The sequence below is a fragment of the Candidatus Krumholzibacteriota bacterium genome (assembly GCA_034520215.1).
Taxonomy (GTDB): domain Bacteria; phylum Krumholzibacteriota; class Krumholzibacteriia; order Krumholzibacteriales; family WJIX01; genus JAGHBT01.
This window is the reverse complement of the sequence record JAXHNR010000001.1, coordinates 237,243-250,570: the sequence shown is the minus strand read 5'-3', so window position 1 is coordinate 250,570 and position 13,328 is coordinate 237,243. Positions and strand designations below refer to the sequence as shown.

At 45.2% G+C, this 13,328-nt stretch carries 8 protein-coding genes and 1 pseudogene; 6 read left to right on the top strand and 3 right to left on the bottom strand.

The genetic code is table 11. The features are described from left to right. Positions 1-2: 2 nt before the first annotated feature. The gene (locus tag U5O15_01070) at positions 3-2,159 is read right to left on the bottom strand and encodes a M20/M25/M40 family metallo-hydrolase (protein ID MDZ7859254.1); all 2,157 of its coding nucleotides are present in this window, start codon (positions 2,157-2,159) and stop codon (positions 3-5) included. Positions 2,160-2,278: 119 nt separating this feature from the next. On the opposite strand from U5O15_01070, the gene U5O15_01065 reads away from it, so the two are divergent. The 5 genes and pseudogenes from U5O15_01065 (at position 2,279) to nfi (ending at position 9,273) form a co-directional block, all read left to right on the top strand. Beyond that, entirely contained in the window at positions 2,279-3,697 is a 1,419-nt protein-coding gene (locus U5O15_01065; GenBank protein MDZ7859253.1) for a TldD/PmbA family protein, read from the top strand. Positions 3,698-3,713: 16 nt separating this feature from the next. Next, positions 3,714-5,048, top strand: coding sequence for a TldD/PmbA family protein (locus U5O15_01060; GenBank protein MDZ7859252.1), 1,335 nt, complete (start codon positions 3,714-3,716; stop codon positions 5,046-5,048). A gap of 82 nt (positions 5,049-5,130) precedes the next feature. Further along, positions 5,131-6,990: an aspartyl protease family protein gene (locus U5O15_01055; GenBank protein MDZ7859251.1), complete on the top strand. Its 1,860-nt coding sequence runs from the start codon at positions 5,131-5,133 to the stop codon at positions 6,988-6,990. Between the two features lie 40 nt (positions 6,991-7,030). Then, a complete protein-coding gene (locus U5O15_01050; GenBank protein ID MDZ7859250.1) occupies positions 7,031-8,434 on the top strand; it encodes an MBL fold metallo-hydrolase in 1,404 nt (467 codons plus the stop codon). Positions 8,435-8,493: 59 nt separating this feature from the next. Next, positions 8,494-9,273 (top strand): annotated as a pseudogene (gene nfi, locus U5O15_01045) (deoxyribonuclease V). A 229-nt stretch (positions 9,274-9,502) separates the two neighbouring features. Here the strand turns inward: nfi and U5O15_01040 are convergent. Further along, positions 9,503-10,630: a DegT/DnrJ/EryC1/StrS family aminotransferase gene (locus U5O15_01040; protein MDZ7859249.1), complete on the bottom strand. Its 1,128-nt coding sequence runs from the start codon at positions 10,628-10,630 to the stop codon at positions 9,503-9,505. A gap of 299 nt (positions 10,631-10,929) precedes the next feature. On the opposite strand from U5O15_01040, the gene U5O15_01035 reads away from it, so the two are divergent. Continuing rightward, positions 10,930-12,081: a methyltransferase domain-containing protein gene (locus U5O15_01035; protein MDZ7859248.1), complete on the top strand. Its 1,152-nt coding sequence runs from the start codon at positions 10,930-10,932 to the stop codon at positions 12,079-12,081. Here U5O15_01035 and U5O15_01030 read toward each other — a convergent pair. After that, entirely contained in the window at positions 12,078-13,172 is a 1,095-nt protein-coding gene (locus U5O15_01030) for an ATP-dependent 6-phosphofructokinase (protein MDZ7859247.1), read from the bottom strand. The genes U5O15_01035 and U5O15_01030 overlap by 4 nt on opposite strands. Between the last annotated feature and the right edge of the window lie 156 nt (positions 13,173-13,328).

Here is a 13,328-nt window from a genome sequence, read left to right as displayed (position 1 = left end):
TATTATTTGAGATATATCATCTTTCTCGTATGTTTGTAACTTCCAGCGCGCATTCTCAAGAAATATACTCCGCTCGCGACCTCAACACCCCTGTTGTTTTTCCCATCCCAGTAGCTGTCTATCTTTCCCGGCCCCAGATCTTTATCGATCAAATCCACCACTCTTCTTCCGGAAACATCATAGACGGTAAGCGTTACCGGCAGCAGGCGGGGAAGCTCAAAAATAATCTTCGTTTTACCGAAGAACGGATTGGGGAAATTCTGGCATAGAAACGTTTCTTCCGGCCTTTCTCCTATATAGCCGGACTCAAGGGCCAGAACCGTCAGAGACAGCTGCACGCACTCTCTAAGATATTCAAAATCAATATGCTCCGCCCTGTCCTCTTCAAGATGCATATACGGATTATCCCTGTATCCGCCCTCTACCAGCAGCACTGCCGGCAAATCTTCAAGCTTCCAGAAACTCTGATGATCACTTGCCGGTGAAGGGGAAATATATTCCGGTATAATATTCAAACCGAGAAATCCCGCTAAATCAGAATATCTGCTGAAAAGAAGAGAATCCTGTTTCTCCTCTCTTCCCGCGACACACACAGCCTGTCCGTCTGAGCTATAATCTTTCCCCAGCATATCCAGATTGAAAACTGCCCGGTAGACAGCCTGAGGGTCGATATTCTCAACAAAATAACCGCTTCCTAAAAGCCCTTCCTCTTCTCCGTCAAATAGAACAAATTCAATCGTCCGGTCTGTCATAGCATTTGCGAGAACGCGCGCGCACTCGAGTACTCCCGCCACGCCTGAAGCGTTATCGTCGGCTCCCGGAGCGATATTATAAGGATCTTTCCAGTTGTACGAGTCATAATGAGCGCACAGAACAACTCTCTCTTCAGATAAATCAAAACCTTCTTTTCTGAAGATGAGATTTTTACCGATCGCTGAATCCGCGGCCACTTCAGCACTAGAGCTATATGAACTGCCATCCTCTATTGATATACTTCTCGCCGTATCTTCACCAACGGACAAAAAGAGATCTTCCCTCAGAAAAAGAAGATTGCTCTTTTCTTCTATCCCGGAATACTCAACGGGCACTTTTCTCCAGCTTACACCGCCGTCACCGGTTAAGTAAATATCTCCTTCTTCAGCGCAGGCTGCCGCCACCGAGGAATCTGCCATATCTACAGCCGTCAGGTTGACTCCAAGCACTGTTTCATCCCAGTTAGCGCCGCCGTTAGAGGTGTAAAAGACGGAACCGTCGGCGGCTATAACCCCATGAAGTGAATCCGAAAAGCTTATGCTGTTAAGAGAAGGATTCGTAAAGACCGACTCCTCCCAGCTTGTTCCCCAATCTCCGCTCCTGTATAACCTGCCCCCCTCTGCCGCTATCCAGTATTCACTTCCGTCCCAGGCGGAATCATTGAGGTCTTTCCAGACAAAAACGGAAGGATTTTCAACAGACCAACTACTGCCCCCGTCACCGGTAAGGAGTAATGTCCCCGTCTGCCCCACGGCTATTCCAGATCTGTCATCGGCGAAAGAAATTGATTTAACAGAATAGACATTAATACCGCTCTTTCTTTTTTCCCAGTTCAATCCGCCGTCATCCGAATAATACAGTCCGCCCTGCGGTTTCCGCTGAAAACCGCATCCAGCCCACAACCCTCCGCCAGGACCCTTTTCCAGGGAATAAATCTCGATACTGTCAATAAAAGCGCACCTTCTAAATCCCGTCCATCCCCCCTGATACACGGACCTGTAAAAACGGCCGTCAACTGTTCCAGCCCATATAGTATCTTTTGTGTCGGAAGCGGCAAGCCCGAGAAGATCCTCACTGAATATTTTCTCAACAAAAGACTGTACTTCGGTCTCATAACCATAACCGGCCGCTTTACCCTTTAAATATTCCAGAGCAAGATATTTCTGATCTGAATATGTATACCTGGTCATAATCCTTGCTGAACTTCCGCTCAGATTAATTGTTTCAGCTCCGCTGAGTTCATTTATTGTTGTTTCGAGTTCAAATATTTTCACTTTTCCCGCGAGTTCACACAAAAAGCAGTCACAGCCGGCGGGCTGAGTTATATCAGATTCAGCGGCCGCGGCAGAAAGGGATGTCATTATAACAGACGCCAGTAAAATAATCTTCTTCCCTTTAATATTCACAATAAGTCCTTTTAATAAATTTAATTTCAACGTATTATATCAGGAGTTATTTTTTTTTACAACAGAGCTTGATGAAATAGAGACTTGAGCTTAAAAAACAAGATAATCGGGGTCCGCAATTGCTCTCGTATAAAGACCGCTTCGGTATAGATAAATCGACACTCGGGGAAATATTATCCCTCGCGCTCTCTAAAGGAGGCGAATACAGCGATATTTACTGCGAACATACAATCCAGAATAGAATCGTAATGGAAGAGGGGATAATCAGCGAAAGCAACAAATGGATTTCATTAGGCGTCGGTATCCGGACTGTAAAGGGGGAAGGGACAGGCTACGCCTATACTGAAAACCTCTCTTTCGACAAATTAAAGCACGCCGCACTGACAGCCGCCGCGATAGCTGACTCAGGGAAAGATATCAAGCCTCTTGATGTTTCGGAAGTCAACTGCGAAAATCACTATCCTGTATCAAAAACCGTAACTGATGTCCCCCTTACAGATAAGATCACTCTGATAAAAGAAGCCGAAGAAGCGGCTGGAAAGTACGATCCGCGTATTTTAAAAACCTCTGTGAGCCTCGTCGACAGAATTAGTACAATACAGATCGCGACAAGCGAGGGGCGGTTACTGCGGGACGTAAGGCCAATGCTCAGATTTACCGTTCAAGTGGTGGCCGAGAAAGATGGCAACCGCCAGATAGGCGTTTCGAGCGGGGGCGGTCGGACTGGCGACAGCTACTTTAAAACGGTAATGAGTCCCTCTGAACACGGGCGCGAAGCGGCCAGGCAGGCCGTTCTTCTCCTTAACGCCGCCCAGGCTCCCGCCGGCAGAATGGAACTTATATTAGCCCCCGCTGAATCGGGGATATTACTTCACGAATCAATAGGACATCCTCTCGAAGCTGACTTCATAAAGAAAGGAACATCAGCTTATACGGGCAGAACGGGGGACAAAGTAGCAAGCGAACTTGTAACCGTAATTGACAGCGGAACAATCAAAAATGACCGCGGAAGCATCAACTTCGACGATGAAGGAACTATATCGTCGAAGACAGTTCTGATAGAAAAGGGGATACTAAAAGGATATATGCACGACCGTCTGAGCGCTAAACTTCTAGGGGCTGAAACAACCGGAAATGGAAGAAGACAATCTTACAAAAATCAGCCTATTCCAAGAATGACTACGACCTATCTCGCGGAAGGTAAACATAGTCCTGAAGAAATCCTTGAATCCACAAAGAAAGGTATATACTGTAAATCTTTCCGCGGAGGACAGGTGGATACGGCAAGCGGTGATTTTGTCTTCGTCCCTGTGGAAGCCTATCTTGTTGAGGATGGGAAGATAACGGCTCCTATAAAAAACTTTACTCTTATAGGTAACGGTCCCGACGTATTATCAAGGGTAACCATGACCGGGAATGATTTCGCTTTCAGCGACGGCCGCTGGACATGCGGAAAAGCGCAAACCGTCCCCGTAAATGTAGGCCTTCCAACAATAAAGGTCTCTGAAATTACTGTCGGCGGAAGCGAAATATCGTAGCAGCTGGAGAATCGTTATGAAAAGGATGGAAAATATCGCTGAATCTACCGTTGAGACCGCTCTTTCACACGGAGCTGAAACTGCCGAGGTAGCACTGTCGGAAATAAGCGAGTTCAAAGTTGACATCAGGAACAACCGGATTGAAACACTTAAAGAATCTGTCTCGAGTGAAATTCAGATCCTGCTTTCGGTCGATAAGAAAAGGGCCTCAGTGACTTCAAATGACTTATCCGGCGAAAGTATACGCAAACTTATAAAAGAAGGAGTTGAACTCTGCAGATTCACGGAAAAAGATAAGTATTACAGCCTTCCCGACAGGAAAGAACTGGGAAGCACTAAATCTGAACTGGAAATATTCGACTCTGAAATCTTAAGATTACCCCCTAAAAGAAAAATAAAGATAGCAAAAGAACTGGAAGAAACAGCCCACAAGATGGATGCCAGGATAGTAACCGATACATCTTCATATTCCAATGTGACCGGGAAAAGAGTTTTGGCAAATTCTCTGGGCTTTTGCGAATCCTACAACCAGAGCTATAATGTTACATCTCTTTCCTGCGCGGCCGAAGATAACGGAAACGGCAAAACTCCCGGGAGAAAACAGTCTTCTTTCTGGTATAGCGCGGCTGCTTCCTTCAGGCGGCTTGATCCAGTGGAGATTACAGCGGCAGAGGCGGTAAAACGTACTTTAAGGAAGCTGGGAAGCAGAAAACCAAAGACCTGCAAAGTTCCAATAGTGTTTGACCCTTTTACTTCATCGAGGTTTATCGCGTACCTGGCAAACGCGGTCAGGGGCAATAACATATATAAAAAAGCGTCATTCCTCGCCGGCCTGGTCGGCGAGACAATAGCCCCTTCTTATATAACTCTAATAGACGATCCTCTTATCAGAGGAAAGATCGGAAGCCGCCCCTTCGATGGAGAAGGAGTGATATCGCGAAAAAATAACGTGGTGGAAAAAGGTATCCTTAAGACCTATCTTATGGATACTTACGAGGCAAACAAACTTAATTCTTCGACAACGGGAAACTCCGGCGGTATATCTAATTTCTATATGGTTCCGGGCGATTATTCGGAAAAAGAATTAATATCCAGTATAGACAGCGGAATTTACATAACTTCTTTATCCGGTCAGGGAGCAAACTGGTCAACGGGCGATTTTTCTCAAGGGGCTGAAGGATTGTGGATCGAGAACGGAAAGATTACCTATCCCGTAAACGGATTTACTATAACCGGCACATTTGCCGATATGCTGAAAAATATTGAAATGGTCGCGGACAATATTGAATGGAAAAGTCACGTTGCCGCTCCGTCCTTTAAAATAAGCAACATCGTTATCAGTGGTGATTAAAATTAAAATGGTCACAGGTTCAATATCGCTAAACCTTAAAGGGAATTGTTCTATTCCGGCAAAGTCCCCGCCGAGGATACAAATGATAACCCGTTTGCAGTTAATAATATTTCTTCTATTTATTCCAATGACCGCGCATTCCTCCGCGCTACGCCATAACGACACAGCTAAAAAAATACTCAGAAAACACATAAAAGCGCTCGGCGGTGCAGATGCTGTGCGTTCTGTTAAATCCTCGATTTCCACTTCAGATGTTTCTATAATACCGACCGGCATGAAAGGGACCATTAAACAATGGTCGGTTAAACCCTGCCTTTACCGTTCAGAGTTGTCCCTTGGGCTTTTTACGATAACTCAGGGATTCGACGGAGAAACACCCTGGATGATCGACCAAAACGACAAAGTCACTTATAACAGGGATAAATCATCAATGAAAAAGCAGATTACTTCCTGTTTTATCGATCAGCACAGATACCTCTTCGCCGAAGAAAATATTGAATTCAGCGGCTCAGATACATCCTCCGGCGGTAGCCCATGCCACGTCCTCACCCTTGAACCGGACGGAGGTTATCCGTGCAGGATCTATATCGACAAAAAAACACACCTTACGGACGAGATAATAATAGAGGCCGTAAATGGATATTTCGTAGAGAGATACGATGATTATCGCCAAGCAGGCAAAATGATGTTTCCCTTTAAGACAAGCATACACAGCCCCGTTATGAATCAGACAATAGAAACAACTATAACTTCGATCAATATCAACCCAGCTGTAAATCCATCCATTTTTATCCCTCCCAGCGGCACAACGAATGACTATGGTTTTTTAGAGGGGCATTCTTCCGAAAACATTCCTTTCTCTTACATAGGCAGGCACATCTATCTTCCGGTGCGGCTTGGCGCTAAAAAGGAAGAGCATATTTTTCTTCTGGACTCAGGCGCGGGAATTACAGTAATCGATTCGACTCTCGCTGCTGACTCGGGATTTCCTATAGGAGACAGAATAACCGGAGCTGGTATAGGCGGAAGCACTTTCTGTTATATGACCCGCGTCCCGGGCTTTAAAATCAAAGGTATAAGTTTCAACGCGCAAACCCTCATTGCCCTCCCTCTCGGGAATATTACAACCCGTTTTTCTAACGTAGAAACCGGCGGTATTCTCGGTTACGACTTCTTAAGCCGTTTCGTCACTCAAATCAATTACGAAGATCAGACTATATCCTTTTTCGAACCCGATTCGTACAAACACTCGGGGAAAGGACAAATAATAGACGCTCCGCTGTCGCGCAAGGTGTTTTCCGTGGAAGGTGTTCTAGACGGAGAATTCAAAGGCAATTTTGTAATCGACACCGGCGCTAACAGATCCCTTCTGCTTCGCGGTTTCGCTGAAAGAAACGATCTCTTTTCAGGAAGAAAACTTGTTTCTGTATCGGCAGTGGGGGCGGGAGGAGAGAAAAAAGCAGATCTGTCCAGGTTTAAATCTCTCGAGATATCCGGGATCAAGCTCCTTTCCCCCCTGCTATTTATCGCCGGAGGGAAAAGCGGATTTGCCGCCTTCGGTGAAATAAGCGGTATTATTGGAAACGATATACTCGAAAGGTTCAAATTGACACTGGACTATTCATCTCAGCAAATAATCATCGAGAAAAATGCCGATTTTTCAAAACCCTTTCCGAGTGATAAAAGCGGGCTTCAAACGGCGTGGGATTCATCGGGCTCGCTTTACATACACAATGTTATTCCAGATTCACCCGCGAGCGCGAAAGGGATCAAGAAAGGCGACAGACTTATTAGTATAAACGGAAAGAAGATATCGCTGTTCGGGGACCGCTCTGAGATTACACGTCTGTTTAGGCAGAAAGAAGGAACGAGATTGAAACTCCTTATAGGAAGGGAAAAAAAGAGAATTACTGTAACAATCCGGCTGAGAGAATATTTTTAATCTTTCTTATTTCGACACAAAGGTTCTGAAAGGAGGATAGATGAGCGTCAAAATTAAATTTATGGGTGCTGTTAGAACAGTAACCGGTTCGATGCATATGGTCAGAGGCGGGGATTCAAAAATACTAATCGACTGCGGGCTGTTTCAGGGCCACAGGGAGGAATATTATAAGAGAAACTCTCATTTTCCCTTCGATCCCGCGGAAATCGATACCTGCATACTTTCTCACGCTCATATAGACCACAGCGGAAATATTCCGAATCTCGTTAAGAACGGTTTCAGGTCAAGGATTCTTACAACAAGCGCGACGCGCGACCTTTGCTACTCGATGCTCCCGGACAGCGGTCATATACAGGAAGAAGACATAAAATATTTGAACAAGATTCACAAAAGAAAAGGGCTTCCGATTAAAAAACCGCTTTACACGCGGGAAGACGCTGAAGAATCGCTTCAATACTTCGACGGACATCCCTACGAACAGAAAATAATTATCAAGGATAAGACCTCAGTTACTTTCTATGACGCCGGACACGTACTCGGCTCATCGACCCCGCTTCTGGAGATCTTTGATGAAAACGGCCCCATCCGTATTGCTTATGCCGTGGATCTGGGAAGAAAGAATATCCCGATACTGAATGATCCCGTGACTCCTCCGGACATAGACTACATGTTTCTTGAAAGCACATACGGGGGAAGACTGCATTCTCCACCCCTGAAAACAAAAGAAATATTGGCGGAGATCATCAGGAATACCGTCAAACGGGGAGGCAAAATAATTATCCCCTCCTTCGCTCTGGAGAGAACACAGGAAATAGTATATTACTTAAACGAACTGTTCGAGGAAAAACTCGTTCCCGAGATACCCGTTTTTGTGGACAGTCCTCTCGCTGTTAATCTAACAGAGGTTTTCTTCAAACACCCCGAATGTTATGACGAAGAAATGTACGAGGCTTTCAAATCCGGACGGGATCCTCTTGGAGCAAACCGAATCAGATATATAAAGGAAGTGCAGGAATCAAAGGCGCTCCACGAGAATCCAAATCCCATGATCATAATATCGGCTGCGGGAATGTGTGAAGCAGGCAGGATACTCCATCATCTGAAAAACAATATTGAAAACCCGGCGAATACAATCCTGATCGTAGGGTATATGGCGAAAAACACTCTCGGAAGGCGCATAGCCGAAAAAGAGGAAAAGGTAAAGATATTCGGCCAGCCCTATAATTTGAAAGCTGAAGTAAAGATAATGAATTCATTCAGCGCCCACGCCGATAGAGACGAGATTCTTGAATACGTAAAACCTCTGAAAAGCTCGATCAAGGGTATTTTCATAGTCCACGGAGAGGAAGAACAATCTGAAAAACTCTATAATCTGCTTAAAGAGAAGAAATTTCCCGTACATTTTCCCTCTCCCGGCGATGAAATAGTATTAAACAGGAATTAGCAAAAAGGGAAAGTAATAAACCTCTTGCCCTCCTACGGGGAAAAACTTAGAGGGACAACATGAAAAAGAATATAATTTCATACACTGACGAGTTTGTTCCCGCTGAGGGAATAAAGCTGCAGAAGAAATTAAGAAGCAGAGTTATATTAAAATGGGATGGACGTAAAATCAATCTCGTTGCCGGAATTGACGTTCACTTCCCGGAGAAAAACACCGCGTTCGCCGCGGTCGCCCTTTTCAGCTATCCGGAATTAGAATTAGTTGATTCCCGCGGCGGCGCCCGTCACTGCGCCATACCATATATCCCCGGCCTTCTCTCCTTCAGGGAAATACCGCCTATTCTAAAGGCCTGGAGCCAACTTCGAAAGAAACCCGATCTGATCTTATGCGACGGACAGGGGATAGCTCACCCCCGCGGGCTGGGCCTCGCCAGCCATCTTGGAATTGAGCTTGACCTTCCGACAATCGGCTGCGCTAAATCTCCTCTCTTCGGAAAGTACAATCCCCCTCCAGCTCTAAAAGGGGATAAATCTCCGATCTTAGATAACGGGGGGAACAAGATCGGATATGTATTAAGGACAAGAGACAATGTAAAACCACTGTATATTTCTCCGGGACACCTGATAGATATCGAAACTTCAGTAGATATTGTCCTCTCCTGCACTACAAAATATAAAATCTCGGAACCTCTAAGAGCCGCGCACAGGATGGCGGGCGGAAACTAATAGGGGTATGTACTTATTCCCGACTTACATGGTACTCTTATTGCATCTAATAAAAAGCAAATAATCGAAGTCAGTGTTATTTCTATTAAGAATAAAAGACTGGATTCGACATAATAAAAGCCGGCAGAGACTGCTATTCCCATCCTTGATCCCGCACCCTTCTGCCGGCACTATTTTTATCGTTTGTTCTCTTATTTCTATATTGTTTTGGCCTGGATAAAATGATCAATCACATTCGAATACTGCTTAAAACACAGAAGCGCAAATAAAGCGCCTTGAATTCGAATCTATATGAACTTCCGGCTGAATTTCCTGTCCGGACGCGACGATTCCCATAATCAGCTTAAACGAATTCATCCACAGAGTTTTCTTCAAGAAACTCTTTGACCGCTTCGATAACGTAGTCCTGCTTCTTATCACTCAGCTCGGGATAAATTGGAAGGGCTAATGTTTCCTCGGCAGCTCTTTCAGATTCAGGCAATACTCCCTCACCCCACCCCGGAAAATGAAAACATTCCTGCAGATTAAGGGGAATAGGATAGTAAACAGCAGTACCTATACCCTTTTTCTTGAGGAACCTGCGCATTTGATCCCTTTTTGGCGTTCGGATGACATACTGATTAAATGTGCTTTCGTTATACTCTTCGACAAATGGGGGCCTTATCCCCCTTAAACCGGAAAACTCTTTGTCGTATTTAGAGGCGTTACTCCTTCTGGCCGCGTTCCACCCTTCAAGGTATTTCAGTTTAACTTCCAGCACCGCGGCTTGAATAGCGTCCAGCCTGCTGTTTATCCCGACATATTTGTGACTGTACTTCTTTTCTTCTCCATGAACCCTCAGCGCCCTTATTTTCTCGGCGATATCCCCGTTATCTGTTATAACCATACCGCCGTCACCTGCTCCACCCAGATTCTTAGAGGGAAAGAAGGAAAAACAACCTATATCACCAATCGTGCCGCATCTCTTCCCGTGATAAAGCGCTCCGATCGATTGACACGCGTCCTCGATCACGGAGGCTTTCCCCCCTGAAGCAATTTCCTTCAGCTTGTTCATCTCCGCGGCCTGACCGAACAGGTGAACTGCGATAACAGCTTTGGTTCTTTCCGTAAAAGCCCCGGCAACTTCTTGCGGATCGATGTTATATGTCCGGGGATCGATATCAGCGAATACGGGAGTCGCCCCAACTCTTACTATGGAACTTACGGTGGAAAAAAAACTGTATGGAGTAGCAATAACCTCATCGCCGGGGCCAATACCAAGCGCCATAAGAGCGAGAAGTATCGAATCAGTCCCCGAAGCTGTTCCCACGGCGAAATCAGCGCCGCAATACTCTGCCGTCTTCTTTTCGAACCTCTCCACTGTAGATCCGAGTATAAACTGCTGGCTGCTGAAAACCGCCTCAACTGCCTCGAGGATCTCGCCCCTGATCTTTTCATACTGCAAAGTAAGGTCCAGTAATTTTACTTCCATTTTTTCTCCAATTAATAATCCTCAAGCTCAAAACAAATATTATTACATTATAATAGTAAAGATAAAAGATGAGGTAAAGCTGGAGTTTTACCAATTTTTATAACCTATAAGGTATTCGATTGATTGTAATAGTACGCGGCTGATTAATATTTCTTTAAAAAGGGGGTCAATAAATAATTTTTAATCTTTCCATTTACAATTTCAGAATGTATCATTTAAGGGAAAACCGCCATTACTGCCGGCATATTTCTTGTATTTGTTCAGAAACAACTGAAGAAAGCTTAAAAAGGAGTGATTTTGTGGAAGGCGTTACAACAGTTAAGAAAATAATACAGGGTGGTCTAGGGCTAGCTTTCCACAAAGGGAAAACAGTATTCCTCCCGTACACGGCTCCCGGAGACAAGCTAGAGTTTTCAGTGTCTAAGAAAAAGGGGAGCGTCCTTTTTGGACATATTGAAAGAATAATCTCCCCTTCTAAGCTGAGAAGGGATTCCGAATGCCCTAACTTTGGAGAATGCGGCGGATGCGATTTTCTGCACCTCGATTACGAGAATGAGATCGAAATCAAGAAAGAGATGGTCCTCGAAACGTTCGAAAGAATAGGAAAGGTCAAAGCGGATATCAGCACCATAACTCCTTCCCCGTCACGTTTCGGATACAGAAATCATTGTATCTTCCGCACTGACGAATCAGGAAGACCGGGTTTCACCATGGCGGAAACGGACAATGTTATCCCTTTTCCGGAAAAGGGATGCCTCCTTTTACCTGAAGTAATGAGAGAAGCCATAGCCCGGCTCAGTCCTGATTTACTGAAACCAGAGAGTGAAGCGCGGGTTCGTATGGATAAATTCGGAGCAATACACTTCTGGGGCCTTGAGGGCGCTTTCAGCCCGCCTGACATAGTAATGGAAGCGGGAGGCTATTTATTCCCGGTCTCACCGGGAGCTTTTTTCCAGGTAAACACCTTCCTGAACGATAAACTCATTGAGTTAGTTCTATCTCTGCCGGGAGAGGAAACTCGCAGGGTTACCGACCTGTATTGCGGGGCGGGCTTTTTTACTTTCCCTCTCGCGGAGAAATCAACTAAAGTAGTTGGAATAGAGGGAGATAAAGAGGCCCATAAAAACGCCCTTTCCGCGGTAAAATTGAACGGCATTCAGAATGTTACTTTCAAGAATGGAAGAGTGGAAGACAAACTCAGAAAAACCGCCGGCGCGGATCTGATCCTCTCGGACCCTCCAAGGTCAGGGATGACAACAAAAGTCATCAAGGAAATAATAAGGCAGAAACCGAAGGAACTGATAATAGTATCCTGCGACCCCCCTACTCTGGCCAGAGATACCTCACGGCTGATTCAAGCGGGCTATGCTGCCGCCGAAATACACCTCATTGACCTGTTCCCCGGAACATCTCACATCGAAACAGTCGCCTGTTTCAGAAAGAGTAGTTAAAGAGTTTCTTTCTTGCCCGGACTAGTCCACTCGATCTTTACATTAAGATTGTCCTTATCATAATATTTATCGACATCGATAAGTCTGGGAGATTTTTTAATCTCTTCTATAGGAACCTTTACAAGACGGGATTTCTGGAGAGCTACCATGTACCCCATATCGCCGTTTTTAACCATCTCTACCGCGTTATTGCCGAACCGCCTTCCAATCTGCCTGTCTTTCTGGGAAGGTGAAGCGCCGCGCTGCAAGTACGCGAGAGCCATATATCTCGTATGATCAAAGTTGTGTTCCAGAAGACCTTTAAGATAATTCCCCACTCCTCCGAGGCTGTAATGACCAAATTCATCCACTTTGGCGTCTTTCCTGACCTCCTCTTCACCCTCAATATGGGTTCCCTCAGCCACAACTATCAGTTTGTACATATGATCGGGGCCCATCTTTCTGCTTTTTTCAAGTTTCTCTCCAATAACTGAAATAAGCTTAGATACTTCGAAAGAATATTCCGGTATCAGAATAGCATCGGCAAACGCCGCTTCTCCCCCTCTGAGTGCCAGCCATCCCGCGTGCCGTCCCATAACTTCAAGAAAGAAGATCGTCTGGTGAGATCTGGCGGAATGAGATATCTGTTCAGCGGAATTACAAATAACATTAAGGGCTGTGTCATAACCGAGAGAATACTCGGTTCCGGCAAGGTCGCGGTCTATTGTCTTCGGGATTCCGACTACCGGAACCCCTCTGTCATTCAAAACAGAGCCGGCTCCGAGAGTGTCATCTCCGCCCATTGCTATGATCACATCGAGACCCAGTTTCTTTATGTTTTTCTTTACCTGCTGCGTCCTGTCTCTCTTTTCAGACACTGGATTTGTTCTACTGCACTGAAGTTTACTTCCCCCAATCCGGCTGTATGAACGGACGATTTCAGGTCCCAGTTTCACCACGTACTTGCTCGTATCCTCAACCACAAGGGCTTCCCAACCTCTCTTCAACCCGACTATTTCATAGCCATATTTTGATCCCCTCTCTACAACACCGGCTATAGCTGGATTTAATCCGGGGGCATCTCCCCCACCTGTCAATACTCCAATTCTCATCAATGACCTCCCTTACAACTTAAAAACCAATATTAAATAAAGCATTACGAAGATGAATCGAAAAGCGTTTCATAATCGTGCCGTCTATTCAAATTTACTTTATAAGATTAATTTGTCCAGTTAAAACAAAATACTCTTTGACCGGCCCAAGAAAAA

Bases quoted from the DNA above. Each gene is read 5' to 3' on its own strand.
- U5O15_01060 (MDZ7859252.1), top strand. From the start codon at position 3,714: ATGAAAAGGATGGAAAATATCGCTGAATCTACCGTTGAGACCGCTCTT.
- U5O15_01055 (MDZ7859251.1), top strand. From the start codon at position 5,131: ATGATAACCCGTTTGCAGTTAATAATATTTCTTCTATTTATTCCAATG.
- U5O15_01050 (MDZ7859250.1), top strand. From the start codon at position 7,031: ATGAGCGTCAAAATTAAATTTATGGGTGCTGTTAGAACAGTAACCGGT.
- U5O15_01040 (MDZ7859249.1), bottom strand. From the start codon at position 10,630: ATGGAAGTAAAATTACTGGACCTTACTTTGCAGTATGAAAAGATCAGG.
- U5O15_01030 (MDZ7859247.1), bottom strand. From the start codon at position 13,172: ATGAGAATTGGAGTATTGACAGGTGGGGGAGATGCCCCCGGATTAAAT.